20 protein-coding genes and 2 pseudogenes are annotated in these 25,715 nt (G+C 69.7%); 15 read left to right on the top strand and 7 right to left on the bottom strand.

Going from position 1 to position 25,715, the window contains the following annotated elements; all coding sequences use genetic code 11:
- Nucleotides 1-66 precede the first annotated feature (66 nt).
- The 12 genes from KGS77_RS12640 (at nucleotide 67) to KGS77_RS12585 (ending at nucleotide 16,349) form a co-directional block, all read left to right on the top strand.
- Nucleotides 67-1,422 carry an amidohydrolase gene (locus KGS77_RS12640; protein WP_242581032.1) on the top strand — a complete coding sequence of 452 codons (1,356 nt, stop codon included), beginning with the start codon at nucleotides 67-69 and terminating at the stop codon, nucleotides 1,420-1,422.
- 130 nt (nucleotides 1,423-1,552) lie between these two features.
- Nucleotides 1,553-2,596 (top strand): BMP family ABC transporter substrate-binding protein, encoded by a 1,044-nt coding sequence (locus tag KGS77_RS12635; protein WP_242581031.1) that lies wholly within the window; start codon nucleotides 1,553-1,555, stop codon nucleotides 2,594-2,596.
- 266 nt (nucleotides 2,597-2,862) lie between these two features.
- Nucleotides 2,863-4,446, top strand: coding sequence for an ABC transporter ATP-binding protein (locus KGS77_RS12630; protein ID WP_242581030.1), 1,584 nt, complete (start codon nucleotides 2,863-2,865; stop codon nucleotides 4,444-4,446).
- Complete coding sequence (locus tag KGS77_RS12625; protein WP_242581029.1) at nucleotides 4,443-5,549, top strand: ABC transporter permease; 1,107 nt, start codon at nucleotides 4,443-4,445, stop codon at nucleotides 5,547-5,549. The genes KGS77_RS12630 and KGS77_RS12625 overlap by 4 nt, the downstream gene beginning before the upstream one ends.
- Nucleotides 5,546-6,841 carry an ABC transporter permease gene (locus KGS77_RS12620; RefSeq protein WP_242581028.1) on the top strand — a complete coding sequence of 432 codons (1,296 nt, stop codon included), beginning with the start codon at nucleotides 5,546-5,548 and terminating at the stop codon, nucleotides 6,839-6,841. Before KGS77_RS12625 ends, KGS77_RS12620 begins: the two co-directional genes overlap by 4 nt.
- Nucleotides 6,838-7,233, top strand: coding sequence for a cytidine deaminase (locus KGS77_RS12615; protein ID WP_277994219.1), 396 nt, complete (start codon nucleotides 6,838-6,840; stop codon nucleotides 7,231-7,233). Before KGS77_RS12620 ends, KGS77_RS12615 begins: the two co-directional genes overlap by 4 nt.
- A 154-nt stretch (nucleotides 7,234-7,387) precedes the next feature.
- Nucleotides 7,388-8,665: a thymidine phosphorylase gene (locus KGS77_RS12610; protein WP_242581027.1), complete on the top strand. Its 1,278-nt coding sequence runs from the start codon at nucleotides 7,388-7,390 to the stop codon at nucleotides 8,663-8,665.
- A 294-nt stretch (nucleotides 8,666-8,959) separates the two neighbouring features.
- Entirely contained in the window at nucleotides 8,960-13,549 is a 4,590-nt protein-coding gene (locus KGS77_RS12605; protein WP_242581026.1) for a DUF6531 domain-containing protein, read from the top strand.
- Nucleotides 13,550-13,607: 58 nt separating this feature from the next.
- On the top strand, nucleotides 13,608-14,192 hold the full coding sequence (locus KGS77_RS12600) for a hypothetical protein (RefSeq protein ID WP_242581025.1): 585 nt from the start codon (nucleotides 13,608-13,610) through the stop codon (nucleotides 14,190-14,192).
- A gap of 102 nt (nucleotides 14,193-14,294) precedes the next feature.
- Nucleotides 14,295-14,501, top strand: a complete 207-nt coding sequence (locus tag KGS77_RS12595; protein ID WP_242581024.1) for a hypothetical protein — start codon at nucleotides 14,295-14,297, stop codon at nucleotides 14,499-14,501.
- Between the two features lie 349 nt (nucleotides 14,502-14,850).
- Nucleotides 14,851-15,462 (top strand): hypothetical protein, encoded by a 612-nt coding sequence (locus tag KGS77_RS12590; RefSeq protein WP_242581023.1) that lies wholly within the window; start codon nucleotides 14,851-14,853, stop codon nucleotides 15,460-15,462.
- Nucleotides 15,463-15,761: 299 nt separating this feature from the next.
- Nucleotides 15,762-16,349 (top strand): Uma2 family endonuclease, encoded by a 588-nt coding sequence (locus KGS77_RS12585; RefSeq protein ID WP_242581022.1) that lies wholly within the window; start codon nucleotides 15,762-15,764, stop codon nucleotides 16,347-16,349.
- 86 nt (nucleotides 16,350-16,435) lie between these two features.
- Here the strand turns inward: KGS77_RS12585 and KGS77_RS12580 are convergent, their stop codons facing one another.
- Nucleotides 16,436-17,767 carry an MFS transporter gene (locus KGS77_RS12580; RefSeq protein WP_242581021.1) on the bottom strand — a complete coding sequence of 444 codons (1,332 nt, stop codon included), beginning with the start codon at nucleotides 17,765-17,767 and terminating at the stop codon, nucleotides 16,436-16,438.
- Between the two features lie 120 nt (nucleotides 17,768-17,887).
- Here KGS77_RS12580 and KGS77_RS12575 point away from each other — a divergent pair, with 120 nt between their 5' ends.
- Nucleotides 17,888-18,838 (top strand): LysR family transcriptional regulator, encoded by a 951-nt coding sequence (locus KGS77_RS12575; RefSeq protein WP_242581020.1) that lies wholly within the window; start codon nucleotides 17,888-17,890, stop codon nucleotides 18,836-18,838.
- An 85-nt stretch (nucleotides 18,839-18,923) separates the two neighbouring features.
- Here the strand turns inward: KGS77_RS12575 and KGS77_RS12570 are convergent.
- Nucleotides 18,924-19,683: pseudogene (locus tag KGS77_RS12570) on the bottom strand (alpha/beta hydrolase).
- Nucleotides 19,684-19,787: 104 nt separating this feature from the next.
- Between KGS77_RS12570 and KGS77_RS12565 the strand changes: the two are divergent.
- Nucleotides 19,788-20,948 (top strand): adenosine deaminase, encoded by a 1,161-nt coding sequence (locus tag KGS77_RS12565; RefSeq protein WP_242581019.1) that lies wholly within the window; start codon nucleotides 19,788-19,790, stop codon nucleotides 20,946-20,948.
- A 137-nt stretch (nucleotides 20,949-21,085) separates the two neighbouring features.
- Entirely contained in the window at nucleotides 21,086-21,367 is a 282-nt protein-coding gene (locus KGS77_RS12560; protein WP_242581018.1) for a hypothetical protein, read from the top strand.
- A 100-nt stretch (nucleotides 21,368-21,467) separates the two neighbouring features.
- On the opposite strand, the gene KGS77_RS12555 is transcribed toward KGS77_RS12560, so the two are convergent.
- From KGS77_RS12555 to afsQ1, 5 genes and pseudogenes are all read right to left on the bottom strand, one after another.
- Nucleotides 21,468-21,671 (bottom strand): PspC domain-containing protein, encoded by a 204-nt coding sequence (locus tag KGS77_RS12555; RefSeq protein WP_242581016.1) that lies wholly within the window; start codon nucleotides 21,669-21,671, stop codon nucleotides 21,468-21,470.
- Nucleotides 21,672-21,727: 56 nt separating this feature from the next.
- Nucleotides 21,728-22,240: a VanZ family protein gene (locus KGS77_RS12550; protein WP_277994218.1), complete on the bottom strand. Its 513-nt coding sequence runs from the start codon at nucleotides 22,238-22,240 to the stop codon at nucleotides 21,728-21,730.
- Nucleotides 22,241-22,372: 132 nt separating this feature from the next.
- The gene (locus tag KGS77_RS34615) at nucleotides 22,373-22,507 is read right to left on the bottom strand and encodes a hypothetical protein (protein WP_277994217.1); all 135 of its coding nucleotides are present in this window, start codon (nucleotides 22,505-22,507) and stop codon (nucleotides 22,373-22,375) included.
- 751 nt (nucleotides 22,508-23,258) lie between these two features.
- Nucleotides 23,259-24,710, bottom strand: a pseudogene (locus tag KGS77_RS12545) (HAMP domain-containing sensor histidine kinase); the annotation flags it as partial.
- Nucleotides 24,711-24,778: 68 nt separating this feature from the next.
- On the bottom strand, nucleotides 24,779-25,456 hold the full coding sequence (gene afsQ1 / locus KGS77_RS12540; RefSeq protein WP_242581014.1) for a two-component system response regulator AfsQ1: 678 nt from the start codon (nucleotides 25,454-25,456) through the stop codon (nucleotides 24,779-24,781).
- Between the last annotated feature and the right edge of the window lie 259 nt (nucleotides 25,457-25,715).

Below are 25,715 nucleotides of genomic sequence, written 5' to 3'. Positions count from 1 at the left end.
AACTTTTGTTGATCGAGGGACAGTTGCCCCACCCGGCCCCGTAACCTTCAACGGGTGAACCATTTGATGTCCTGTAACTCCGCAGTCGATGACACATCCGCCGGGGAGGACGCCGGCGGTGATCTGCCCGGCACGCTGCCGCCGGAGCTGCGTGCCGAACTCATCGCCTTCCGCCGCGACTTGCACATGCACCCGGAACTGGGCATGCGGGAGTTCCGTACGACCGCCGCCCTCAAGGCACGACTGGAGCGGGCGGGCCTGACGCCCCGCGTCCTGGACACCGGCACCGGGCTGATCTGCGACATCGGCACCGGCTCCGCACCCGGATCCCGTTCCGGGGCCGCCGCCTGGTCCCACGGCCATCCCGTACGCAACCCCGGCCCCCTCACCGGCCCCGGTACCGACACCGGCCCCAGTGCCGCCACCGGCTCCGACAGCGACCCCGTCCCGCTGCTCGCGCTGCGCGGAGACATCGACGCGCTCCCCATCCCGGACACCAAGACCGTCCCCTACCGCTCCACGATCCCCGACCGCGCGCACGCCTGCGGCCACGACGTCCACACCACCGTCGTGCTCGGCGCCGGTCTGCTGCTGGCCGAACTGGCCCGCGAAGGCCGGCTGCCCCGCCCCGTACGGCTGATCTTCCAGCCCGCCGAGGAGATCATGCCGGGCGGCGCCACCGACGCCATCGAGTCCGGGGTCCTGGAGGGCGTCGGACAGATCCTCGCCGTGCACTGCGACCCGCGGGTGGAGGTCGGCCGGATCGGGCTGCGTACGGGAGCGATCACCTCGGCCTGCGACCGGCTGGAGGTCCAGCTCGACGGGCCCGGGGGCCACACCGCCCGTCCGCACCTGACCACCGACATGGTCACCGCCGCCGCCCGGGTGGCCGTGGACGCCCCGGCCCTGCTGGCGCGCCGGGTGGACGCCCGGGCCGGCCTGGCCCTGACCTGGGGCCGGCTACAGGCCGGACACGCCTGCAACGTGATCCCGCAGCGCGCCGAACTCGCCGGGACGGTCCGCTGTCTGGATCTTGCCGCCTGGCACCACGCACCCGATCTCGTGCACGCCGTGATCGATGAGATCGCCACCCTGTACGGCGCGAAGTCGCAGATCAACTACGTACGGGGCGTGCCGCCGGTGGTCAACGAGGCGGGCTGCGCCCAGTTGCTCCACGACGCCATGGCGGCCCGCCGCGGCCCCCGCTCGGTCGAGGACACCGAGCAGTCACTCGGCGGCGAGGACTACTCCTGGTACCTGGAGCACGTCCCCGGCGCGATGGCACGGCTCGGTGTGCGCCCCGTCGGCGATACCGCCCGGCATGATCTGCATCGTGGTGATTTCGACGTGGATGAGCGAGCTATTCAGGTAGGGGTGGAGCTGTTCACGGCTGCTGCCCTACTTGATCGCAACCGTCCGTAAGAGACCGGTCAAGGGCCGTTCGCGACAATCCGATAACGGCTTCGGACGATCGGTTTAACTCCCTTCTACGCGCGTTACGATGCCGCCGAACCAGCGCCAATGGTGGCGCTACGAGTCGAAGGGATCCCTCGTGCGCCGGGTATCCAAGATCGCTGCTGCGGGTATAGCCACCGTGGCTCTCACCGCTTCCCTCACCGCTTGTGGCAAGTCCTCCACGGAGTCCTCCAGCGGCAACAAGAAGAAGGGCGTCGGCCTCGCGTTCGACGTCGGCGGCCGGGACGACCACTCCTTCAACGAGGCCGCGGCCCGTGGTGTCGAAAAGGCCGACAAGGAGCTCGGCCTCCAGAGCAAGCAGATGACCGCCAAGAACGGTGAGACCGAGGCCGAGCGCGAACAGCGTCTGTCCTCCCTGGCCCGGGCGGGCTACAACCCCGTCATCGGCGTTGGTTTCAAGTACGGCCCCTCCATCAACAAGGTCGCCAAGGACTTCCCCAACACGACCTTCGGCGTGGTGGACTCCCCCTCCCAGGCCAAGAACGTCTACGGCATGCAGTTCGCCGAGCACGAGGGCTCCTACCTCGCCGGTGTCGCCGCCGCCCTGAAGAGCAAGTCCCACAAGGTCGGCTTCATCGGCGGTGTGAACAACGCCCTGATCCAGAAGTTCCAGGCCGGCTTCGAACAAGGTGTAGCGGACACCGACCCGAAGGCCAAGATCACTTCGCAGTACCTGTACGCCAACGACGACAAGGGCTTCAACGACCCGGCCGCCGCCAAGGGCAAGGCCAAGGGCATGCTCGACGACGGCATCGACGTGATCTACACCGCCGCCGGCCAGTCCGGCAACGGCGCGATCGAGATGGTCGCGGGCAAGGGCGGCAACTGGGCCATCGGCGTGGACTCCGACCAGTTCGAGCAGCCGGGCCTGGCCAAGTACAAGGCGTCCATCCTCACCTCGGTGATGAAGAACGTGGACGTGGCCGTCTTCGACCTGGTCAAGAGCGTCACGGACAAGAAGCCGATGACCGGCAACAAGACCTACACGCTCAAGGACAACGGCGTGCGCCTGTCCACCTCGGGCGGCTTCATCGCCGACATCCAGGACAAGATCGAAGCGGCCAAGAAGAAGATCGTCGAGGGCAAGGTCACGGTCAAGGAGACCCCGGCCAAGAAGTAAGGCCCTTTTGGACCCGGCGGGCGGCCACGGCTGCCCGCCGGACCCCTGTGCCGGAGCCGTCCGGTGGCGCGCACGACTTTTCCGCGGCGCACACCGAAGCGGCCCGGCATCTTTCGGGCCCAACGCTACGCGCGTAGCGTGGTGTTGAGGCGATATGGCGTTATTGTCGTCGTCGCTTCCCCGCCCGTCCCTCCTTACCACTCCCTGTCCCCCGAGGAGAGTGCGCCATCAAAGCGTCCAGCACCCAGGCAGTCAGTGCCCCCGCCGTGGCACCTGCCGTAGAACTCCGTGGAATCACCAAGCGGTTCCCCGGCGTCGTGGCCAACCACGACATCGACATCACCGTCCGCCGCGGCACCGTGCACGCACTGGTCGGCGAGAACGGCGCGGGCAAGTCCACCCTGATGAAGATCCTTTACGGCATGCAGAAGCCGGACGAGGGCACCATCACCATCGACGGCGAGCAGGTCAGCTTCCACAGCCCGGCCGACGCCATCGCCCGCGGCATCGGCATGGTGCACCAGCACTTCATGCTCGCCGACAACCTCACCGTCCTGGAGAACATCGTCCTGGGCGGCGAGAAGCTGCACGGCATCGGCGGCCGGGCCCGTGCCGAGATCCTCAAGATCTCCGACCGGTACGGCCTGGGCGTGCGCCCCGACGTCCTCGTGGAGGACCTCGGCGTCGCCGACCGCCAGCGCGTGGAGATCCTCAAGGTCCTCTACCGCGGCGCCCGTACGCTCATCCTGGACGAGCCGACCGCCGTCCTGGTCCCGCAGGAGGTCGACGCGCTCTTCGACAACCTGCGCGAGCTCAAGGCCGAGGGCCTGACCGTCATCTTCATCTCCCACAAGCTGGGAGAGGTGCTGTCGGTGGCCGACGACATCACCGTCATCCGGCGCGGTACGACCGTGGCGTCCGTCGTCCCCAGCGAGACCACGCCCAAGCAACTGGCCGAGCTGATGGTCGGCAGCGAGCTGCCCTCCCCGCAGACCGGCGAGTCGACCGTCACCGACACCGTGATGCTGGAGGTCAGCGGTCTGCGGCTGGCCGCCGCCGACGCGGAGGGCGTCCAGCGCACCGTCCTGGACGACGTCTCCTTGACCATCCGCAAGGGCGAGGTCCTGGGCATCGCCGGCGTCGAGGGCAACGGCCAGGCCGAGCTGGTCGAGGCGGTCATGGGCATGCGGATCCCCGACGAGGGCACCGTCGTCCTGGACGGCGAGGACATCGGCAAGCTGCCCACCCGCAGCCGCCGCGAGGGCGGCATCGGCTACATCCCCGAGGACCGCCACCGGCACGGGCTGCTGCTGGAGGCTCCCCTGTGGGAGAACCGTATCCTCGGCCATGTGACCGAGAAGCCCAACAGCAAGGGCCGGTTGCTGGACATCAAGGCCGCACGTGCCGACACCGAGCGGATCGTCGCCGAGTACGACGTCCGTACCCCCGGCATCGAGGTCACCGCGGCATCGCTCTCCGGCGGCAACCAGCAGAAGCTGATCTTCGGCCGCGAGATGAGCCACGACCCCAAGCTGCTGATCGCCGCGCACCCCACCCGGGGCGTGGACATCGGCGCCCAGTCCCAGATCTGGGACCAGATCCGCAAGGCCCGCCGTGAAGGGCTGGCCGTCCTGCTGATCTCCGCCGACCTGGACGAGCTGATCGGCCTGTCCGACAGTCTGCGGGTGATGTACCGCGGCCGGCTCGTCGCGGACGCGGACCCCGCCACCATTACCCCCGAGGAGTTGGGCTCGGCCATGACCGGCGCCGCTACCGGCCACCTGGAAGACGCGGCGGAGTCTGCGCGCGGCGCCCAGGACACGACTGAGGACGGAGGCGAGTCCCGGTGAAGAAGCTCGACAAGAACAAGCTGATCCTGGGGATCGCGGCGCCCGTCCTGGCGATCGTCGCCGCCCTGGTCATCACGTCGGCGATCATCGCGATCACCGGCAAGGACCCGCTGCACGCCTTCGAAGTCATGATCGACTTCGGTTCCAAGAGCGACAGCCAGGTATGGATCATCAACAAGGCGATCCCGTACTACCTGTCCGCGCTGGCCGTCGCCATCGGCTTCCGGATGAACCTGTTCAACATCGGCGTGGACGGCCAGTACCGCATCGCGGCGTTCTTCGCCGCCGTGGTCGGCGGCGCGCTGACCCTGCCCGGCTTCCTCCAGATCCCGCTGATCATCATCGTCGCGATGCTGGTCGGCTCCATCTGGGCGGGCATCGCGGGCCTGTTGAAAACCACCCGCGGAGTCAGCGAGGTGATCACCACGATCATGCTGAACTCCATCGCGGCGGCGGTCATCGGCTACTTCCTCCAGGACGGCCGCCTCGCGCAGAAGGACGGCAACCTCTTCCACACGCCCAACATCCCTGCCTCCAGCCACTTCTTCACCCTGCCCACCACACCCGACCCCATCGACGGCTTCCTGGTCGTCGCCGTGATCGTCGGTGTCGTGTACTGGTTCGTGCTGGGCCGCACCCGCTTCGGGTTCGACCTGCGGGCCGTGGGCCAGTCCGAGTCGGCGGCCGAGGCCAGCGGCGTGAGCGTCAAGCGCATGGTCCTCACCTCCATGCTGCTCTCCGGCGCGGCGGCCGGCCTGATCGGCATGCCGACGCTGCTCGGTGTCTCCTACAACTACGGCACCGACTTCCCCGTCGGCATCGGCTTCACCGGCATCGCCATCGCGCTGCTGGGCCGTAACCACCCGGTGGGCATGGCCGTGGCCGCCCTGCTGTGGGGCTTCCTGGAGCGCACCGGCACCCAGCTCGAATTCGAGGACTACGAACAGGAGATCGTCGGCGTGATGCAGGGCGTCATCGTCCTGTGCGTCGTCATCGCCTACGAACTCGTACGGCGGTACGGCCTCAAGCTCCAGCAGCGGCGGGTCGGCGAAGAGCTCGCCGCCCAGGCCCGTAAGACCGACAAGGCGGAGGTGTCCGCGTGAGCCAGAACCTCACTGCCAAGGTCGGCAAGGGGACCGACGGCAACACGTCACGGGCCGCGTCCGTACGGACCAGGCTCTCCTACCCCAAGATCCTGCTGATCACCTCGGGCGGGCTGATCCTGCTCTCGCTGCTCCGCGTGATCACCGGTGCCAACGCGCTGACCGAATCCGGTCAGTACACCGCGGCGCTCAACGCCGCCGTGCCGATCGGCCTGGCCGGTCTGGGCGGCCTGTGGGCCGAGCGCTCCGGCGTGGTCAACATCGGCCTCGAAGGCATGATGATGCTCGGCACGTTCTCGGCCGGCGCGGTCGGCTGGCAGCACGGCCCGTGGGCCGCGGCGGTGGCCGGCATCGTCGGCGGCGCGCTCGGCGGACTGCTGCACGCGATCGCCACCGTCACCTTCAACGTCGACCACATCATCTCCGGTGTGGCCGTCAACATCATGGCGCTGGGACTGACCCAGTTCCTGGCCAAGCTGTGGTTCGGCGCGGAAGGCAGCGAGGCCGCCGCGGCCGGCGGCAACGACAAGCAGTCACCGCCGATGGCGGACATGCCCACCTTCACCGTGCCGGGCCTGTCCGACTGGCTCCTGTCCATCGAGAAGCACCACTGGTTCCTGGTCTCCGACCTCGCCGGCATCCTGGGCTCGCTGGTCAGCAACGTCTCGTGGCTGACCGTCCTGTCCGTGATCATCTTCGTGCTCAGCTTCTTCGTGCTGTGGCGCTCGCCCTTCGGCCTGCGGCTGCGGTCCTGTGGCGAGAGCCCGGTGGCGGCCGAGTCGCTGGGCGTGAACGTCTACACGTACAAGTACGTGGCGGTCATGGTCTCCGGCGCGCTGGCCGGCCTCGGCGGAGCCTTCCTGGCGATCTACGTCCACATCTACCAGGACGGACAGACCGGCGGGCGCGGCTACATCGGTCTGGCCACGATGATCTTCGGCAACTGGCGGCCGGGCGGCGTGGCCATGGGCGCGGGCCTGTTCGGCTTCATGGACGCGCTCCAGTTGCGCGGCGGCGGCCCCACCGTGCACGCCCTGCTGCTCCTGCTCGCGGTGCTGCTCGTCGGCCTCGCGGCGTGGAAGCTGCGCGGCGGCCACCGCGTCCAGGGCATCGTCAGCCTGGTCGTCGCGGCCCTGCTGGGCCTGTGGTACGCCACCACCGACACGGTCCCGCTGGAGATCGTCGGCGTCGCGCCCTACATCGCCACGCTGCTGGTCCTCTCGCTGGCCGCGCAACGGCTACGGGTACCCAAGGCCGTGGGCAAGCCCTACCGGAGAGGCCAGGGCAAGTGACCACAGCTCCCGACTGGGAGTCACTGCGTGCGCAGGCCCGGGACGCGATGTCCCGGGCCTACGCCCCGTACTCCGGCTACCCCGTGGGCGCCGCGGCGCTGGTCGACGACGGCCGTACCGTCACCGGCTGCAACGTGGAGAACGCCTCCTACGGCATCGGCCTGTGCGCCGAATGCGGTCTGGTCTCCGCCCTCTTCGCCGGCGGCGGCGGCCGGCTGACCGCCTTCACCTGCGTGGACGGTGCGGGCGAGCTGCTGGTCCCGTGCGGGCGCTGCCGCCAGCTCCTGTACGAGCACGGCGGCCCGGAACTGCTGGTGGACACCGCCGCGGGCATCCGCCCGCTGGCCGAACTGCTCCCGGACGCCTTCGGGCCGCAGCACCTGAACCGCTGACTCCGCACCCGGCCGGGCCGCCCGTACACGGCGGCCCGGCCGGCTGTTTTCAGCCCCCGCAACCCCCTCCCACCCTCCCCTGATCCCCCTCTCCTCTCGATCTCCACGATCTATGCGTGTAGAACAGGAGATAACCGTTCGAAAGGAAGTCCCCATGGACGTCATCTCCGTCATCCGTACCAAGCGCGACCGCGGCGAACTGACCCCGGAGCAGATCGACTGGGTCATCGACGCGTATACGCGCGGTGAGGTCGCTGACGAGCAGATGTCCGCGCTGGCCATGGCGATCCTGCTGAACGGCATGAACCGTACGGAGATCGCCCGCTGGACCGCGGCCATGATCGCCTCCGGTGAGCGCATGGACTTCTCGTCCCTGCCCCGCCCCACCGCGGACAAGCACTCCACCGGCGGCGTCGGCGACAAGATCACCCTCCCGCTCGCCCCGCTGGTCGCCGCCTGCGGCGCGGCCGTACCCCAGCTCTCCGGCCGCGGCCTGGGCCACACCGGCGGCACCCTGGACAAGCTGGAGTCCATCCCCGGCTGGCGCGCCCTGCTCTCCAACGACGAGATGATGGACGTCCTGCGCAACGTCGGCTCCGTCATCTGCGCGGCCGGCGACGGCCTGGCCCCCGCCGACAAGAAGCTCTACGCGCTGCGCGACGTCACCGGCACCGTCGAGGCCATCCCGCTGATCGCCTCCTCCATCATGTCCAAGAAGATCGCCGAGGGCACCGGCTCGCTCGTCCTGGACGTCAAGGTCGGCTCCGGCGCCTTCATGAAGAACCTGGACGACGCCCGCGAACTGGCCTCCACCATGGTCGGACTCGGCACCGACCACGGCGTGCGCACCACCGCCCTGCTCACCGACATGTCCACCCCCCTCGGCCTGACCGCCGGCAACGCGCTGGAAGTACGCGAGTCCGTCGAGGTCCTGGCGGGCGGCGGCCCCGCCGACGTCGTCGAACTCACCCTCGCCCTGGCCCGCGAGATGCTCACCGCCGCCGGCCTCCCCGACGCCGACCCCGCCAAGGCGCTGGCCGACGGCTCGGCCATGGACCACTGGCGCCGCATGATCCAGGCCCAGGGCGGCGACCCCGACGCCACCCTCCCGGTCGCCCGCGAGCAGCACGTCGTCAACGCCTCCTCCTCCGGCGTCCTGACCACGCTGGACGCCTACGCGGTGGGCATCGCCGCCTGGCGCCTGGGCGCCGGCCGCGCCCGCAAGGAGGACCCGGTGCAGGCGGGCGCCGGCATCGAGATGCACGCCAAGCCCGGCGACAAGGTCACCGCCGGCCAGCCCCTGCTGACCCTCCACACCGACACCCCGGAGAAGTTCGGCTACGCCCTCGAAGCCCTCGACGGCAACGTCCTCATCGCCCCCGAAGGCACCGACTTCACCCCCAACCCCATCATCCTCGACCGCATCGGCTGACCCGGCGGCAACGGCTGACCGGCCCGCATCGGCCGACCGGCCCGACCGGCCCGACCGGCCACACCGGCTCACCGAAACCCCGACGGCCCCGCCCCCGCCGGCTCCCTCGACCAGGCCCCCGCCCCGTCCCCCAGCGGCGGCGGGGGCCTGCCCATGCACGCTTTTCCCGGTTACAGGAACCGTTCACCCAGGTGAGAGCATCTGATCGGTTGACGGTTGGTTCTACGGGGGCGTGTTTTTCGTATGGGTGTTGTGCTGCCTGGGTGGGCGGATGAGGTTCTCGACATCATCGGGGTGTCGTGGCCGAATGTGGACGAGGACGACTACCGCGAGATGGCCGAGGCCATGCGGGAGTTCGCCGAGGACATCGACGAGGGCGCGAACGAGGCGCACACCGCCATCCAGGGCCTGGTGGAGTCGGCCGGCGGCTCGCTGGCCGTGGAGGCGCTGAACGCCCACTGGGGCAAGATCAACGGCACCCATCTCAAGGGCCTGGCGGACTGCGGCCGGCTGGCCGCCACCGCCCTGGACGGGGTCGCGGTGCTCATCGAGGGCGCCAAGATCGGGGCGATCGTCCAGCTCGGCATCCTGGCCGCGGAGGTGATCGCCGCACAGGCCGCGGCCCCCTTCACCCTGGGCCTGTCCGAGGTGGGGGCGCTGGCCGCGACCCAGGCCACCCGCGTGATCGTCAAGCGGCTGTTCAAGGAGGTCTGCCAGCAGGTCGCCGAGCAGGTCGTCAGCATCGCCCTGACCCCCGTCGAGGAGGCGCTGGGGGCGATGGTCGGCGACCTGGTGGTCCAGCTCGGCGCCAACGCCCTGGGCGTGCAGGACGGGGTGGACCTGGGCCGTACCGCCCAGGCCGGCAAGGACGGCTTCAAGCAGGGCGTGCAGGACGCCAAGGGCGCCGCCAAGGACGCCGCCGCCAACCCGATGCAGCTCCTCAGCGCCGGCAGCGGCGGCGGGTCCGGTGGGGGCGGCGGGGCGAGCGGCGGGTTCAGCTTCGACAAGGACGAGCACGACCGGGTCGTCACCAGCCTGCAGAGCGCGGGCGGCGCCTTCCGCCACAAGGCCGGCGGGAAGATCGGCAAGGCCAGGGGGCACCACGGCCGCACCCGCGGCAAGGACGCCATCGCGGACGCGGCCAACGCGATGCTGGACAAGGTCATCGAGGGCATCGAGAAGGGCGTGAAGAACGCCGCCCACCACCTCGACGACAACATGACCCGCGGCGTCAAGCAGATGGCCAAGAACCACCACGAGAACGACCAGAAGCTCTCCGACCACTTCAAGGGCATCGGCAAGGGCGACCACAAGGACCCCAAGGGACCCAAGGGCGGCGGTGGCCCGTCCTCGCGGGCCCGGTCCAAAGCTCCCTCGAAGAGCGAGGCGGCCAAGCAGGCCGACGCCGACCACCCCCGCGACAAGACCCGCGAGGACGAGGGCAAGAGCACGGACGGCACCGACCCGGTCGACCTGGCCACGGGCAAGGTGTTCCTGAACCAGACCGACATCTCCCTGCCCGGCGCCCTGCCGCTGACCTTCACCCGCAAGTACGAGTCCTCGACCCGCATCGGACGGCACATCGGGCCTTCGTGGTATTCCACGGTGGACCAGCGCCTGGAGATCGACGACGAGGGCATCGTCTTCGTTACCGAGACGGGGATGCTGCTGCGCTACCCGCTCCCCGAAGCCGGTGAGCGGGTTGTGCCGAAGAGCGGTCCGCGGTGGCCCCTGATGCGTACGCCGCAGGGCGACTGGGCCGTCAACGACCCGCAGAGCGGCCGGACCCACTACTTCAGTGACGCGCCACACGCACCCGGCCTGGCCCTGCCCGATGAGATCACCGACCGCAACGGGCACCGGATCACCTTCGATTACGCGGACGAGAACGGCATTCCGTACGCGATCCGGCACAGCGCCGGCCATGAGCTGAAGCTGACCTGTGACGAGCGGGGCCGCCTCACGACGGTGCACCTGGCGGGCGCCGGCGACGACGGGTCGGATCAGCTACTGGTCTCTTACGGGCACGACGAGGCCGACGACCTCATTTCCGTCACCAACTCCGCAGGAGCGACGACCCGCTTCGCATACGACACCGAGCACCGCCTGACCGCCTGGGTGGACTCCAACGACTCCCGGTACGAGTACGCCTACGACGACCGTCACCGCTGCACCGCCCAGTCCGGTGTTGACGGACACCTGGCGAACCGGTTCACCTATGACGAGACTGACGCGGACAGCGGCCATCGTGTCACCACGCACACCAACGGGCAGGGTGCCGTCACCCGGTACCTCGTCAACGAAGAGCTACAGGTCATCGCCGTCACCGATCCGCTCGGTCACACCACCCGGACCGTCTATGACACGCACGACCGTCCCGTTCTGATCACCGACCCTCTGGGTGCCGTCACACGGCTGACCTATGACGAGGACGGGCACCTGGTGTCCGTCGTCCACCCCGACGGCTCCACCACCACGACCGTCTACACCGACCTGGGCCTGCCGGCGGAGATCACCGGTCCGGAAGGCCGGACCGTCCGGTACGAGTACGACGCCAGGGGCAACCGGACCGCCGTCACGGATCCCGCCGGACACTCCACCCGCTTCACCTACGACCGGCACGGCCACCTCACCACGGTCACCGACCCGCTGGGGAACACCACCCGTGTCACCTGCGACGACAGCGGCCTTCCTCTGACGGTCATCGACGCGCTCGGTGCGACCACAACCTTCCACCGAGACGCGTTCGGCCGCACCGCCACCCTGACCGATCCCCTCGGCAACACCACGCATTACCGGTGGACCCCCGAAGGGCTCCTGCTGTCCAGGATCAACCCCGACAGCACCCAGGAAAGCTGGTCCTACGACGGCGAGGGCAACTGCATCACACACACCGACCCCTTGGGCCAGGTCACCACATTCGAATACGGCCATTTCGACCAGCTCAAGACGCGCACCGACCCGGACGGGGCACGCCATGAATTCCTCCACGACACCGAACTGCGGCTCACGAAGGTCACCAACCAGCAGGGGCTGGCCTGGCATTACGAGTACGACCTCGCAGGCCGGCTGATATCGGAAACGGATTTCGACAGTCGCACTCAGGCCTATGCGTATGACGGAGTCGGGCGCCTGGTCTCCCGTACCACTCCGCTGAATCACACCATTCGCTATCAGTACGACATCCTCGGCCGCACCCTCACCAAAGACGTCGACGGGGAACTCACCCATTTCACGTACGACGCGACCGGCCAGCCGATCAGGATCACGGCACCGGGCAGTGAACTGAGCTATACCCGCGACGAATTCGGACGGGTCGTCACCGAGACGGTGAACGGACGCACCACTGCCTTCGGCTACGACGCCCTGGGACGTCGTACGTCCCGCACCACCCCCACCGGCGCGGTCAGCACCTGGACGTACGACGCCGCGGGGCGTCGCTGCGGACTCGACGTCTCCGGCCGCACCCTGACCTTCACGCACGACGCGCTCGGCCAGGAACTGTCCCGCACCCTCGGAGACATCACTTTCACCCACAGCTTCGACGCCCGCGGCCGTCTCACCGACCAGCACGTCGCCTCGGTGACCGAAACCATTCAGCGCCGCGCGTACACCTACCGCGCGGACGGACATCTCACGGGCGTGGACGATCACATCAACGGTCGCCGTCGGTTCGAACTGGACCCCGCGGGCCGTGTGGTCACCGTCTTCGCCCGTAACTGGAGCGAGACCTACGCCTATGACGCGGCCGGGAACCAGAGCCACGCGGCCTGGCCCGACCGTCACCCGGCCCCCGAGGCCCGAGGTGAGCGCCTTTACGCCGGCACCCGCCTGAGCCGCGCCGGAGGAATCCGTTACGAATACGACGCGGCCGGCCGCACCATCCTGCGTCAAAAGAGCCGCCTGTCACGGAAGCCGGACACCTGGCACTACACATGGGACGCCGAGAACCGTCTCGTCTCCTGCGTCACACCCGACGGCACCACCTGGCGCTACACCTATGACCCCCTGGGCCGGCGCACCGCCAAGCAACGCCTGACCGGTGACGGGCTCGGCGTCGCCGAGCAGGTGGACTTCACCTGGGACGGCACCACCCTGTGCGAACAGACCACATCCGTCCAGGGTCAGAAGACGCGGGCCACGCTCACATGGGACCACCGCGGCCTGAAGCCGTTGACCCAGCGCGAACGCCTCACCGGCATGACCGACACCGAGGTCGCCGAGCGGTTCTTCGCGATCGTCACCGACCTCGTAGGCGCCCCCACCGAACTCGTCGACGAAAGCGGTCACATCTCGTGGCGTAGCCGCAGCACGTTGTGGGGGCTGGCGGCCTGGACCGCGGCCAGTACCGCCTACACACCGCTCCGCTTTCCGGGTCAGTACTTCGACCCGGAAACCGCCCTCCACTACAACTTCAACCGCTACTACGACCCTGAAGTGGCTCGATATGCCACTCCTGACCCCCTGGGGCTGCACCCGGCCCCCAATCCGGTCGCGTACGTCCACAACCCGCACGTATGGAGCGACCCGCTCGGGCTTGCGCCGTACAAATGGGACGTCACCACAGTGGATGAACATTACGACAAGCACGCTTACGGAGAAGGTGCGAGGGACGGGAAACCTGATATGCCGGAATACCAGGACCAGCATGACAACGACGATGGATTCGGGCGCTATGTGGCGGACTCGGAGAGGTTGTTCCGTGATCCTGTGCCACCACAGGGCGTTCGTGAAGTGATCCGCTCATCCGATGGTGCCGTGTTGCGTATGGACCCGGAAGGCAGATTGGCCATCGCGCAGAACGGAAAAATCACCAGCTACTTCCGTCCCGGTGAAACCATCATGGACGCGCATAAATACATGGACAACGAGAGCGGCAGGTAGAGACGGTGGCGAAACCGGGCGCATCGGTGAGTCGTCCCGGCCTCCGGGAGGTGCGCTGATGGAATTCGTGGAAAGGGTCGGCCGTTGGCGGGCCTTCGCGCGGGACTGCCTCGACGGCTACGCGTGGGACCTGGAGGACTACCTCGTGGAGGTCAATGCGCGCAGTGTCCTCCACGAGGTGATCACCAACTCGGCTGCGGCAGGTCCGGCCGACCGGCGTCGGACGGTCGCGGAGCTGGAGGAGATCGACGCGCGGCTGCGGCCGGTCTTCGGGATCGAGGCGTTTCCCCGGTTGCCCGAGGAGGAATGGTGGCTGCGCCGCGTGCCGTCCTACGCGGCGCGCGACATCTGCCGGGAGTTCCAGGAGACGTACGGCCTGTCCGTCGCCGCCCGCTCGAAGTTCGACGTCGATGTCGATGAGATGACGAGGCTTTTCGCGGAAGGCATGCCGCCCGCTGATCTCTGCCTGAAGGTCGCGGGCGAGGAGTGGTACGTGGCAGAACAGCCGGGCCTCCTCTACCGCGCGTGCCGCCGTGCGTTCCCGGTGGACCGTAGGGCCCGGCGGGCGATCTGGGCCTGGGCGACCGGGGAGGCGCCGGAGTCGGCTCTGCGGGCGGCCCTGTCGGAGAGCGCCGGGGGGTGAGGGGGCCGCTGGGGCCCTCGTACGGGTGATCGGTGTCGATGGACCGGGTCCGGCTCCGTTCGGCATGCTGGGATCGGTGACGTACCGATGGAGGAGACCGCCATGAGCGTAGTCACCGCCCCCTGCACGCCGGGCAACGGCGAGTGGGAGGACCTTGTCCGTCTCTGGAAGGAGACGGACTGGCCGGAGGGCTGCAAGGTGGAGATCCCCGAGGGGATCGTCACCGTGTCACCAGCGCCCGCTCCGAAGCACAACGACATCGCGGACTCGGTTCATCGTCTGCTGTACAGCGTGATTCCGAACGACTGAGGGATCTACCAGACCCTCCATATCGCCCTGCCTTCGCGCAGGGGCCTGTACATGCCGGACCTTGTCGTCGTTCCGAAACCGCTTGTCCGGAGTGTGTCCGAGAATCACGTTCCCGCTGCCGCCGCCGAACTCGTCGTGGAGATCACGTCGCCGTACAACGCCCGGCATGACCGCACCGAACTTCCACCTGCGCCTATGACGCCCTCGGCCGCCTCACCGAGCAGCACATCACCTCTCGTACTACAAATACGCCAAACGCTAGGTGTTGCCATCCGGCACCGCGAGAACGAGTCGAGCGACATGACGCTCCGCCGCTCGCACGGGCGGGCAAAGTGAAGGAGGGTGAAATATGCCAGGCGCATTGCATCCGGAAATCTTGGACGCTATTTCCGCTGCCGGTTTCAACTTCATTGAGGTGGTGGGCACTCGCGATGACCTTACGCCAGTTGGGGTGGCGCTATATGTGACACAACTGTATGAGCAGGATGGGAGGCATGACGTCATGATCAGTCACGACGAGCCGGACCTGCATTCCAGGATCAATACAGAGTGGGAAAGGGTAGCTCATGAATGCGGCCTGTTCTCCGTGGCAGGCGATGGCCGCCCTGAATTCTTGATCGGCATCGACACTTCGATGAACCCGTCGGACGAGGCGGAATTCCGATCATATCGTTGGGCGCGGGTTTCGCTTTGCGAGAACTGGGACATTGCTGGATCCGGCTGCGAGAGCGGGCTCCTCGGGGCAGGTCCGAATAACCCGACCTTTGCGATGATGTCGGTTCAGGGGGACGTGGTAATGGTTGCTGGATACTGGCAGATCGGTATCGGATTTTCCATCGTTTCCCATCCCGAGCAGATCGTGAAGCTCCAGGAACACGCGAAGCGCATCGCGTCCTACGAGCACATCGAGACTGCGCAGCGGAATTGGGCCGAGCGTTGGGTGACGCGGTTGAGTTTGTAATGCACTTACTTGTCCTGGTCTTGCAGAAGCCGCCTCCGGCGCCTCCGTCGAGGGTCGCGCGCAGCCGTTGAAGTGGTGGCCGCCGCCGTGCGCTCCCGGTGGACCGTAGGGCCCGGCGGGTGATCTGAGCCTGGGCGACCGGGAAGGCGCCGGAGTCGGCCCTGCGGGCGGCCCTGCCGGAGAGCGCCGGGGGGTGAGGGGGCCGCTGGGGCCCTCGTACGGGTGAGAGATGTTGATGGACTGCATCCGCCCCGGTTCGGCATGCTGGGATCGGTGACGTACCGATAGAGGAGACCGCCATGAGCGCACTCACCGTCCACCACGAGCCGGATCACGGCTGGGAGACACTCCTCCGGCTCTGGGAGGAGACGGAGGGCCCCGAGGGCTGCAAGGTGGAGATCATCGAGGGGATCGTCACCGTGTCACCTGCTCCTGCGAACTGGCACAACAAGATCGCGTGGAAGCTGCAGCGCGCCCTGACCGGCGTTCTGCCCGAGGACTGGGGGATGTACCAAACGGTCGGAGTGTCTGTTCCCTCTCGCAGGGGCTTGTACATCCCCGACCTGGTAGTAGCTCCTGAGGCCGCACTGGATGAACCGGGCAACTTCATCCCCGGCGCTGCCGCCGAATTGGTCGTCGAGATCACCTCGCCGACCAACGCCTGTCAGGACCGGATCGACAAGGCCGCCGGGTACGCGCGAGCCGGTGTGCCGCTGTACCTGTTGGTGGACGTCTGGGCTCCGGAAGCATCTACGGTCACCTTGTTCGGAGAGCCCGAGAGGGACCTGTACCGGGTGCTGCAAGCGGTGAAGTTCGGCGAGGAGATTCGTCTGCCGGAGCCCTTCGACGTGGTTGTCGAGACAGCCGGGTTCCCCGTCAAGGAATAGGCGGCTCGCGAACGAACGAAGGGCCCGCCCCACCGGGAACAGACGGTGGGGCGGGCCCTTCGTGTTCAGGTGGCCGCTGCGCGGGCCTACGCGGCCTTGCCCAGGTGCAGGATGCGGCGTTCGGCGGCGGCCTTGCGGGTGGCGTAGAGGGTGATGGACGCGGCGGCGACCATGGCGGTCAGACCGAGGAGGACGGTGGCCTCCCAGCCGCCCGCGTGGAAGGCCAGGGCGCCCAGGGTGCCGCCGAGGCTGCTGCCGATGTAGTACGCGCTCTGGTAGAGGGCCGACGCCTGGGCGCGGCCCGTCTTGGCGGCGCGGCTGACCGAGGAGGACGCCACCGCGTGCCCGGCGAAGAAGCCGGCCGTGATCAGGACCAGGCCCAGCAGTACGGCGCCGAGCGCGTCGGACAGGGAGAGCAGCAGTCCGGCCGCGGTGGTGCCGACCGCCAGGTACAGGGCGCCGCGCCGGCCGAGGCGGCCGACCAGTTTGCCGGCGGCGGCCGAGGAGACCGTACCGACCAGGTAGATCAGGAAGATCGAACCGACGATGCCCTGGGGGAGGTTGAACGGCTCGGCGACCAGGCGGTAACCGATGACCGTGTAGACCGCGCCGAAGACCGTCATGAACAGCGCGCCGATGGCGTACAGCCGGCGCAGCAGCGGGTCGCCGAGGTGTCCGGCGAGGGTACGGGCCAGCGCGCGCGGGCCGACCGTACGGGGTGTGAAGTGCCGGGGCCTGGGGGCCAGCAGCCGGAAGGCCACCGCGCACACCACGGCCATCAGCCCCACCGCGCCGAGCGCCGCCCGCCAGCCCCACGCCTGGGCGACCCAGCCGGTGACGATCCGGCCGGACATGCCGCCGATGCTGTTGCCCGCCACGAACAGACCGATCGCGGCGACCAGCGCCTTGGCCCGTACCTCCTCGGCCAGGAACGCCATCGCCGAGGCCGGCAGCCCGGCCAGCGCCACGCCCTGGACGGCGCGCAGGGCGACCAGCCAGCCCAGCGACGGGGCGAAGGGCACCAGCATCGCCACGAGCGCGGCCACCGTCAGGGAGGCGGTCATCATCGCGCGGCGGCCGAAGCGTTCGGACAGGGCGCTGAGCGGGATGACGCCCAGGGCCAGGCCGAAGGTGGCGGCCGAGACGGTCCAGCTCGCCTGGTCCGCGGTGACGTCCAGGCCCGCGGAGATGGCGGGCAGCAGGGCCTGCGTGGAGTAAAGGAGCGCGAAGGTGGCGACGCCGGCCGCGAAGAGGGCCAGGCTCATCCGGCGGTAGCCGGGGCCGCCGGGGCGCAGCTTGGCGGACTCGGGGTCGGCCGGGCCGGCGGCGGCAGCGGCGCGGGAGTCGGTACGAGGGGACGACGAGGGGGAGGCGTCCGCGCACTGGGTGGCGGACGCCCCGGTATCAGCAGGAGGCATGATCCGAATGTAGGCCGCGGCTTTTTCATGCGTCCAATGCATTGAACGGCCATAATTGATGCCGTGGAGTATGAACGCAGGTCAGGGGTGGGTCTGTCGCAACATCGCAACAGAAAAGACATGAGGGGAACAGAGGGAGGGAAGGGGGAGGCGGCGGAGCTGGGAGCGGACTCGTGGGCGCTGGCGCTCACCCCGCGGCTCGCCCAGTTCGCGGCCGTCGCCCGGCACGAGCACGTCACCCGCGCCGCGCACGAACTCGGCATGCCCCAGCCCACCCTGAGCCGCGCCATCGTCCGCCTGGAGGCCGATCTGGGCGTCGCGCTGTTCGCCCGGCACGGCCGTACGCTCTCCCTGACCCCGGCCGGCCGCGCCTTCCTCGCCTCCACCGAACGCGCGCTCGGCGACGTGACGCGGGCCGCGGAGTCCGTACAGGCCGACGCCGACCCGGCCGTGGGCAAGGTCGCCTTCGGCTTCCTGCACACTCTCGGCTCGGAGACCGTACCCGGTCTGATCCGCACCTTCCGGGCCGACCACCCCCGCGTACGCTTCCAGCTCGTCCAGAACTACGGCGAGGCGATGATCGAACGGCTGCGCGCCGGCGACCTGGACCTGTGCCTGACCTCGCCCGTCCCGGACGCCCCCGACCTGGTCGCCCGCCGCCTGGACGAGCAGAAGCTGCGGCTGGTGGTTCCCGACGACCATCCGCTGGCCGCCCGTAAGCGGATCCGGCTCGCGGAGGCCGCGGGCGAGCTGTTCGTGACCCTGGAGCCGGGGTACGGGCTGCGCCGCATCACCGACGCGCTGTGCGCCGAGGCGGGCTTCACGCCCAAGGTCGCCTTCGAGGGGGAGGAGGCCGAGACGCTGCGCGGCCTGGTCGCGGCCGGACTCGGGGTCGCGCTGCTGCCGCCGCCGGCGGTGCCCCGGCCGGGCGTGGCGGAGCTGACCGTCACGGCGCCGCGCGCGGTGCGTGAGATCGGGGTGGCGTGGCTGGACGGCCATCCCGACACGGCACCGGTGGCCGCGTTCAAGAAGTTCCTGCTGGGGCGGCGGGGGCAGTTGATCCCACGGTAATGGGGAGAGGCGGTTCCTCCGGTTCCCCGGCGGGGGCGCTGCGCGGGTGTCGTTCCCTACGGAGCCGATGGCGGCACGGGCGCCCTCAGTGCCGCAGCGACAGCCCGAAACCCGACGCCAGCGGCATCCGCAGACCCAGCGGCGGCGGGGCCGCCAGCGCGTCCTGGACCGGGCGGGAGTAGGCGTGCGCGAACAGCGAGCCGAGCATGAAGTCGGCGGCCAGCGCGAGGACTTCGGAGCGGTGCTGGTGGAGGGCGTGGCCGTCGGAGTGGACCTCGAAGCGGCAGACATCGCGGTTGATCTTCTTGGCGCGCTCGGCGAAGCGGTAGGACAGTTCGGGGTCGACGCGTTCGTCGTTCGTGCCGTGGACGAGCAGGACGGCGCGGCCGACGAGGTGTTTGACCGGCTCGGGCTCCTCCTCGCGGGGCCGGGCAGCCAGGGTGCCAGCGCCAGTACGGAGCTGACGGCCGGGTGGCCCGCCGAGCGCAGGGCCGCGCGGGCGCCCATGCCCGTACCGACCAGGCAGACCGGCACGTCCCCGTAGCGTCTGACGACCTCCTCCAGGGCCCACCGGGCGTCCCGGGCCTGCTCGGCCGCGGCGCCGTTCCAGCCCCGGCAGCGGTAGCGCAGGACGTGGGCGGCCAGGCCCTCCCTGCGGCCTGCCCGGGCCAGCCGGGCGGCCAGCGGGCGGACCGCCAGTGCCGTCAGGGGGAGGGGCGCCGGGTGCCGGTCACCCCGCACTCGGGCAGGACGAGGGCGACGCCGCACACCGCCTGCCCCGAACCGGCCGTTCCCAGCGGTCTTCCCAGCCGGGCACCGCGCACCGGCAACGCTTGCTGAGCCATGAGCGCAACGATGGCAGTAAGGCGGCGTGCGGGCCACCCTGCGTACGGGTCACCGTTGCATATCGTTCAGTGTGATCTACGCGCGTAGGGGCTAGAGTGCCGAGATGACCAGCGAGACCACCAACCTCCCTACCGGCGACCAGATCCGCCGCGCACCCAAGGTGCTGCTGCACGACCACCTCGACGGCGGCCTGCGCCCCGCGACCATCGTCGAGCTGGCCCGTGAGACCGGGTATGACAACCTCCCCGAGACCGACCCCGAGAAGCTGGGCGTCTGGTTCCGCGAGGCGGCCGACTCCGGGTCGCTGGAGCGCTATCTGGAGACCTTCGCGCACACCTGCGCCGTCATGCAGACCCGCGAGGCGCTGACCCGGGTGGCCGCCGAGTGCGCCGAGGACCTGGCCGCGGACGGCGTCGTGTACGCCGAGATCCGCTACGCCCCCGAACAGCACCTGGAGAAGGGGCTGACCCTCGAAGAGGTCGTCGAGGCCGTGAACGAGGGCTTCCGCGAGGGTGAGCGGCGGGCCCGCGCCAACGGCCACCGCATCCGGGTCGGCGCGCTGCTGACCGCCATGCGGCACGCGGCCCGCGCCCTGGAGATCGCCGAACTGGCCAACCGCTACCGCGACCTGGGCGTCGTCGGCTTCGACATCGCGGGCGCCGAGGCCGGCTTCCCTCCCACCCGCCACCTGGACGCCTTCGAGTACCTCAAGCGCGAGAACAACCACTTCACGATCCACGCGGGCGAGGCGTTCGGGCTGCCCTCCATCTGGCAGGCGCTCCAGTGGTGCGGCGCCGACCGGCTGGGCCACGGCGTGCGGATCATCGACGACATCCAGGTCGCCGAGGACGGCGGGGTCAAGCTGGGCCGGCTGGCCTCGTACGTACGGGACAAGCGCATCCCGCTGGAGATGTGCCCGACCTCCAACCTCCAGACCGGTGCCGCGGCCTCGTACGCCGAGCACCCCATCGGGCTGCTGCGCCGTCTGCAGTTCCGGCTGACGGTCAACACCGACAACCGGCTGATGAGCGGTACGAGCATGTCGCGGGAATTCGAGCACCTCGTCGAGACATTCCGCTACACGCTCGACGACATGCAGTGGTTCACCGTCAATGCCATGAAGTCCGCGTTCATTCCTTTCGATGAACGTCTGGCGATGATCAATGACGTGATCAAGCCCGGATACGCCGAACTGCGGTCCGAATGGCTGTTCCGCCAGGCTTCTACCTCGTCCGGCGTGAACAGCGAACCTTACTCAGCGTAAGGGAATATCGCGGGAGTGGGCGGCGTCCGGCCCGATGAATGAAGGGCTGTTTATCGCTTCGGCGGGTGTTTGCGGCGGCGTCGGCGCGTCATTAGGTTTCAGTGCCGGCTCAACCCCCATCACGAGGACGTAATGCGATGAAGCAGGGAACCATCAAGACCCTCGGCGCCGCCGCGCTCGGTATCGCCTTCGCCGCCGCCGCGGCCGGACCCGCCTGCGCCGACGCCGCGGCGCTCGGCTCGGCTCCGGGCAGCGGCTCCGTGGGGGGTCTGAAGCTGCCGATCGACAAGGCCGCCAAGAGCATCACCGGCAAGGTCTCCAAGGGCGACCGGGTCGCCGAGGGCGACAACAAGCCGGGCGACCTGCTCGGCGGGCTGCCGCCCGGTCTCGTCAACAAGAGTCTCCAGGTCAAGCGCTGACACCCCCCGGCGCGTCCCGGCCGCGCCCCGGCCCGTATGTTTTCCGTACGGGACCGGGGCGCGGCCGTATGTGTGGGGAATTCCGTCTCCGGGGCCCGGATCACCAGCTTTTGGCGGAGCTGCCCTCGGCCGGGATGAAGAACCACATCGCCAGGTAGACGAGGAATTGCGGGCCGGGCAGAAGGCACGAGAGCAGGAATATCACGCGCACTTTCCCGGGAGTGGTGCCGAAGCGCCGGGCCAGGCCCGCGCACACTCCGGCGATCATCCTGTCGTTGCGGGGACGGACCAGTGCGGCAGCCATGATGAACAACTCCTCGTGAGTTTTCGGCGGGGCCTTTCAGGTGCGTGCCCCATGACTCAAAGGTAGGTTCGCGAGCCCGCCAGAACATCGGCCTTCCGGGCCATTCCGACCCTGGCGATCTTCGGGGTGGGGGCCGGGGGCGCCTCATCCCGACGGCGGAGCCAGGACCGGAACCCTGGTACGACGAGGAGGTGCGCCAGTGCTACCCCGGCGGTGTTCAGCAGCACCATGTCCACGTCCGGCACCCGGCCCGGCACACCGGTCTGGAGCAGCTCGATCAGCAGCGCGGTCATCGCGCCCGCGAAGACCGTACGGAGCATGGAGAACAGCGGCGAGACATGCAGCCGCCCGGCGGCCAGCGGCAGCAGGACGCCCAGCGGCGCCAGCAGCAGCATCGCCCCGCCCAGGTTCTGCGCGGCCTCCCAGGGGCCGCGGGCCAGCTCCACGCGGATCGACGCCAGCGGGGTGAAGTTCGCGGCCGGGACCCAGGTGACGGTGCGGGGCCGCAGCATCAGCCAGCCGACGATCAGCAGATGCGCCGCGAGGAGGAGGACTCCCGCGGCGCGCAAACGGGGGGCGGCGGTGCCGCCTGGGCCATGACGCTGCACACAGGCCAGGACGCGGCGACCGGGGGCCGCGGTTCCGCTGCCGTCCGCGCCCGGTCCGCCCCGACGACGGAGGCGGGCCGGGACGCGGGGGACTCAGCCGACTCCCAGGTTCGGGTGGGCCAGGACGTCGGCGGAGCAGTCGTAGCGGCGGGTGGGGCTGTCGCCGGGGCCGCCGAGCACCGCCGAGTGGTCCCCGCCGAGGGCCGAGCTGTCCCCGTACGTGCACACGAGCTGTGCGAGCGCGAAGGGCGGCAGGTCATCGGGCCGGATGCTCAGCCGCAGCGCCTTGTCCGGGTCGCCCGCCCGCCGCCCGAGGACCTCCAGCTCCGCGGGGACGGCCGAGCTGAACCCGGCCTCCTCCTCGGCGGCCGAAGGGTGCTCCTGGAGTTCGTCCAGGAGCGTACGGGCCACCGCGGTACGGTCCGTGGCGGGCCGGCCCTTGGGCAGCGCGACGGTACGCTCCACCCGTGCCAGCGCCGAGCCGCACCCCAGGAAGATCTTGACCTGGATGCCGTCGGGCGCGCCGGCGCCCGCGGGCACCTTGCAGCTCACCCGCGAGGGCGCGCCGCCGGCGTCCACGGGCACGGTGGTGCCGCGGATCCCGCAGCCGGCGGCGGTGAGCGCGAGCGCCGCCACCGCGGCCGTCTGCCCCCAGGCGCGCGCAGGCCGGGTGCCGGTACGCCGGGCGCCCGTACGCCACGTACGGGTACGCCACGTGCGCGTGAGCCAGGTGTGTGTGCGCCGCCTCATCGGTCGCCTTCCGTGTGCCGGCCGGCCGCGCGGGCGGCGGTGGTGCCGCCGGCCCCGCCGCTCCCACCGCCGCCGCCCATTCCGGAGCCGCCCCCGGAGCCGCCCCGGTGCCGCTCCCGGACCCGTTCCTGTTCCCGGAGCCGCTCCCGCCCCCACCGGAGGCGCCGGTGACGTCGGTGACATCGGCGGCGTCGTCCGCGTCGTCCGGGTCGGTCCCCGCCTCGTCCGTCAGCCGGGAGGCGTCCATCGGCAGCCGCAGCGTGAAGACCGCGCCGCCCTCCTCGGAGTTGGCGGCCGTGATCCCGCCGCCGTGGATGTGGGCGTTCTCCAGCGCGATGGACAGGCCCAGCCCGCTGCCCTCCGACCGCGGCCGGGACGCGCTCGCCTTGTAGAAGCGGTCGAAGACGTGCGGCAGTACGTCCTGCGGGATGCCGGGGCCGTGGTCCCGTACCCGGATCAGCAGGTCCTCGCCCGCCGCCGTCTCCTCGGTCCGTACCGACACCCGTACCGGCGAGCCGCCGTGCTTGAGCGCGTTGCCGATGAGGTTGGCGAGGATGACGTCCAGGCGGCGCGGGTCCAGACGGGCCACGATGCCGCGCTCGGCGTCCAGCTCCACCGCGTCCAGCCAGGCCCGCGCGTCGATGCAGGCGGTCACCTGGTCGGCGACGTCGACGTCGTCCAGCACCAGCCGCGCCGTCCCCGCGTCGAAGCGGGTGACCTCCATCAGGTTCTCCACCAGGTCGTTCAGCCGCCGGGTCTCGCTGACCACCAGTTGCACCGCGGGGGCGATCATCGGGTCGAGCGAGTCGGCCTCCTCCTCCAGGACCTCCGTCACGGCCGTGATCGCCGTCAGCGGCGTCCGCAGCTCGTGCGACATGTCGGCCACGAACCGGCGGGAGGACGCCTCGCGGCTGCTCAGCTCCGCCACCCGCTGTTCGAGCCGCTCGGCGGTCCGGTTGAAGGTCCTGGACAGGTCGGCGAGTTCGTCGGTGCCGGTCACCCGCAGCCGGGTGTCCAGCCGGCCCTCGCCGAGCTGCCGGGCCGCGTGCCCCAGCCGCTGCACCGGCCGCAGCACGGTCGTCGCCGCGGCCTGGGCCAGCAGCGCCGAGCCGACCAGCGCCAGCGCGGTGGCGATCCCCAGCGACCAGGCCAGGGAGTTGAGGTCCTGGCGCTCGGTGGCCAGCGACTTGACCATGTAGCCGGTCGGGCCGCCGCCGTTCATCTTCGCCCCGGCGACCAGGTACGGGGTGCCGCCCAGCTCCTTGCGCTGCCAGTACATGTGGTGCGGGTAGCGGTTGGACTCGTCGATCCTGCGCTTCTCGTTGACCGCCGTACGCAGCGACTCGGGCACGGTCTTGAGCGTCAGCAGGTCCTTGTCCGTGGTGGCGGCGCACTCCTTGCCCTCGTCGTCCACGGCGACCAGCAGCACCGCGTAGTCCTGCGGCCCGCCCGCCATCTGCTGTGCCGCGCCGCGCAGCTCCGAGCAGCGCGGTCGCAGCGGCAGCGAACGCGTCTGGTCCTCCAGGGACTTGCGGAAGTCGTTCAGCGCGGAGTTCTGCGTACGGTCCAGGACGGTGTTGCGGTTGAGCCAGTACGCGATGCCGGAGGCGGAGACCGCGGCGGTCAGCGCCACCAGCGCGAAGACGACGACCAGGCGCAGCCGCAGACTGGTCCAGCGCAGCAGGCCGGAGGCCCGGCCGAGCAGACGGCCCAGCGGCCGGCCGGCGCCACGGCCGGGGGTGGGCTCGGTCACTGCGGGGTGTCCAGTCGGTAGCCCACACCCCGGACCGTACGGATCAGGGTCGGCGAGGACGGCACGTCCTCGACCTTCGCGCGCAGCCGCTGCACACACGCGTCCACCAGACGGGAGTCCCCGAGGTAGTCGTGCTCCCACACCAGCCGCAGCAACTGCTGCCGGGACAGCGCCTGCCCGGGGCGGCGGCTGAGCTCCAGCAGCAACCGCAGCTCGGTCGGTGTCAGTTGCAGGTCCTCGCCGTTCTTGGTGACGGTCATCGCCGACCGGTCGATGACCAGTGCCCCGAACGTCGCCGAGTCGTTGGACTCCCGCTCCCCCCGCCGCAGGACGGCCCGGATACGGGCGTCCAGCACCCGCCCCTGCACCGGCTTGACGACATAGTCGTCGGCGCCGGACTCCAGGCCGACCACCACGTCGATGTCGTCGTTGCGCGCGGTGAGCAGGATGATCGGCAACTGGTCCGTACGGCGGATCCGCCGGCACACCTCGAAACCGTCGATGCCCGGCAGCATCACGTCCAGCACGATCAGGTCCGGGCGCTGCTCGCGCAGCAGCTTCAGACCGTCCTCGCCCGTCGCCGCGGTCACCACACGGTGACCTTGGCGCGACAGCGAGAGTTCGAGCGCCGTACGGATGGCGTCGTCGTCCTCGATCAGCAACAGGAAAGGCACACCGGTCATTCTGGCCCATGGGCCGCCAGGAGTTCGACCGGCGCAGCCGCCGCCGCACCCGGTGCGCCCCGGCCGCCACCCGCCGCGCCCCTGTGACAGGGCTGTGACAGTCGGCGGACAGCGCCATGAAACTGCCGCGGCAGTCTTTTGTGCACCGGGAAGGAGCAGGCCCCGGAAGAGAAGACGGACAACCGCATAAACGGTCAAAAAGCAAAATCCACGACTTAAGACACCGGGCTTGAGGCATCGGACTCAAGAC

This window comes from Streptomyces sp. MST-110588, assembly GCF_022695595.1.
GTDB lineage: Bacteria > Actinomycetota > Actinomycetes > Streptomycetales > Streptomycetaceae > Streptomyces.
This window is presented reverse-complemented; position numbering and strand designations above follow the sequence as displayed.

Coding starts and splice junctions, on each gene's coding strand:
- KGS77_RS12565 (WP_242581019.1), top strand. CDS start 19,788: ATGACCAGCGAGACCACCAACCTCCCTACCGGCGACCAGATCCGCCGC.
- KGS77_RS12580 (WP_242581021.1), bottom strand. CDS start 17,767: ATGCCTCCTGCTGATACCGGGGCGTCCGCCACCCAGTGCGCGGACGCC.
- KGS77_RS12585 (WP_242581022.1), top strand. CDS start 15,762: ATGAGCGCACTCACCGTCCACCACGAGCCGGATCACGGCTGGGAGACA.
- KGS77_RS12590 (WP_242581023.1), top strand. CDS start 14,851: ATGCCAGGCGCATTGCATCCGGAAATCTTGGACGCTATTTCCGCTGCC.
- KGS77_RS12575 (WP_242581020.1), top strand. CDS start 17,888: ATGAGGGGAACAGAGGGAGGGAAGGGGGAGGCGGCGGAGCTGGGAGCG.
- KGS77_RS12610 (WP_242581027.1), top strand. CDS start 7,388: ATGGACGTCATCTCCGTCATCCGTACCAAGCGCGACCGCGGCGAACTG.
- KGS77_RS12600 (WP_242581025.1), top strand. CDS start 13,608: ATGGAATTCGTGGAAAGGGTCGGCCGTTGGCGGGCCTTCGCGCGGGAC.
- KGS77_RS12640 (WP_242581032.1), top strand. CDS start 67: ATGTCCTGTAACTCCGCAGTCGATGACACATCCGCCGGGGAGGACGCC.
- KGS77_RS12595 (WP_242581024.1), top strand. CDS start 14,295: ATGAGCGTAGTCACCGCCCCCTGCACGCCGGGCAACGGCGAGTGGGAG.
- KGS77_RS12560 (WP_242581018.1), top strand. CDS start 21,086: ATGAAGCAGGGAACCATCAAGACCCTCGGCGCCGCCGCGCTCGGTATC.
- KGS77_RS12555 (WP_242581016.1), bottom strand. CDS start 21,671: ATGGCTGCCGCACTGGTCCGTCCCCGCAACGACAGGATGATCGCCGGA.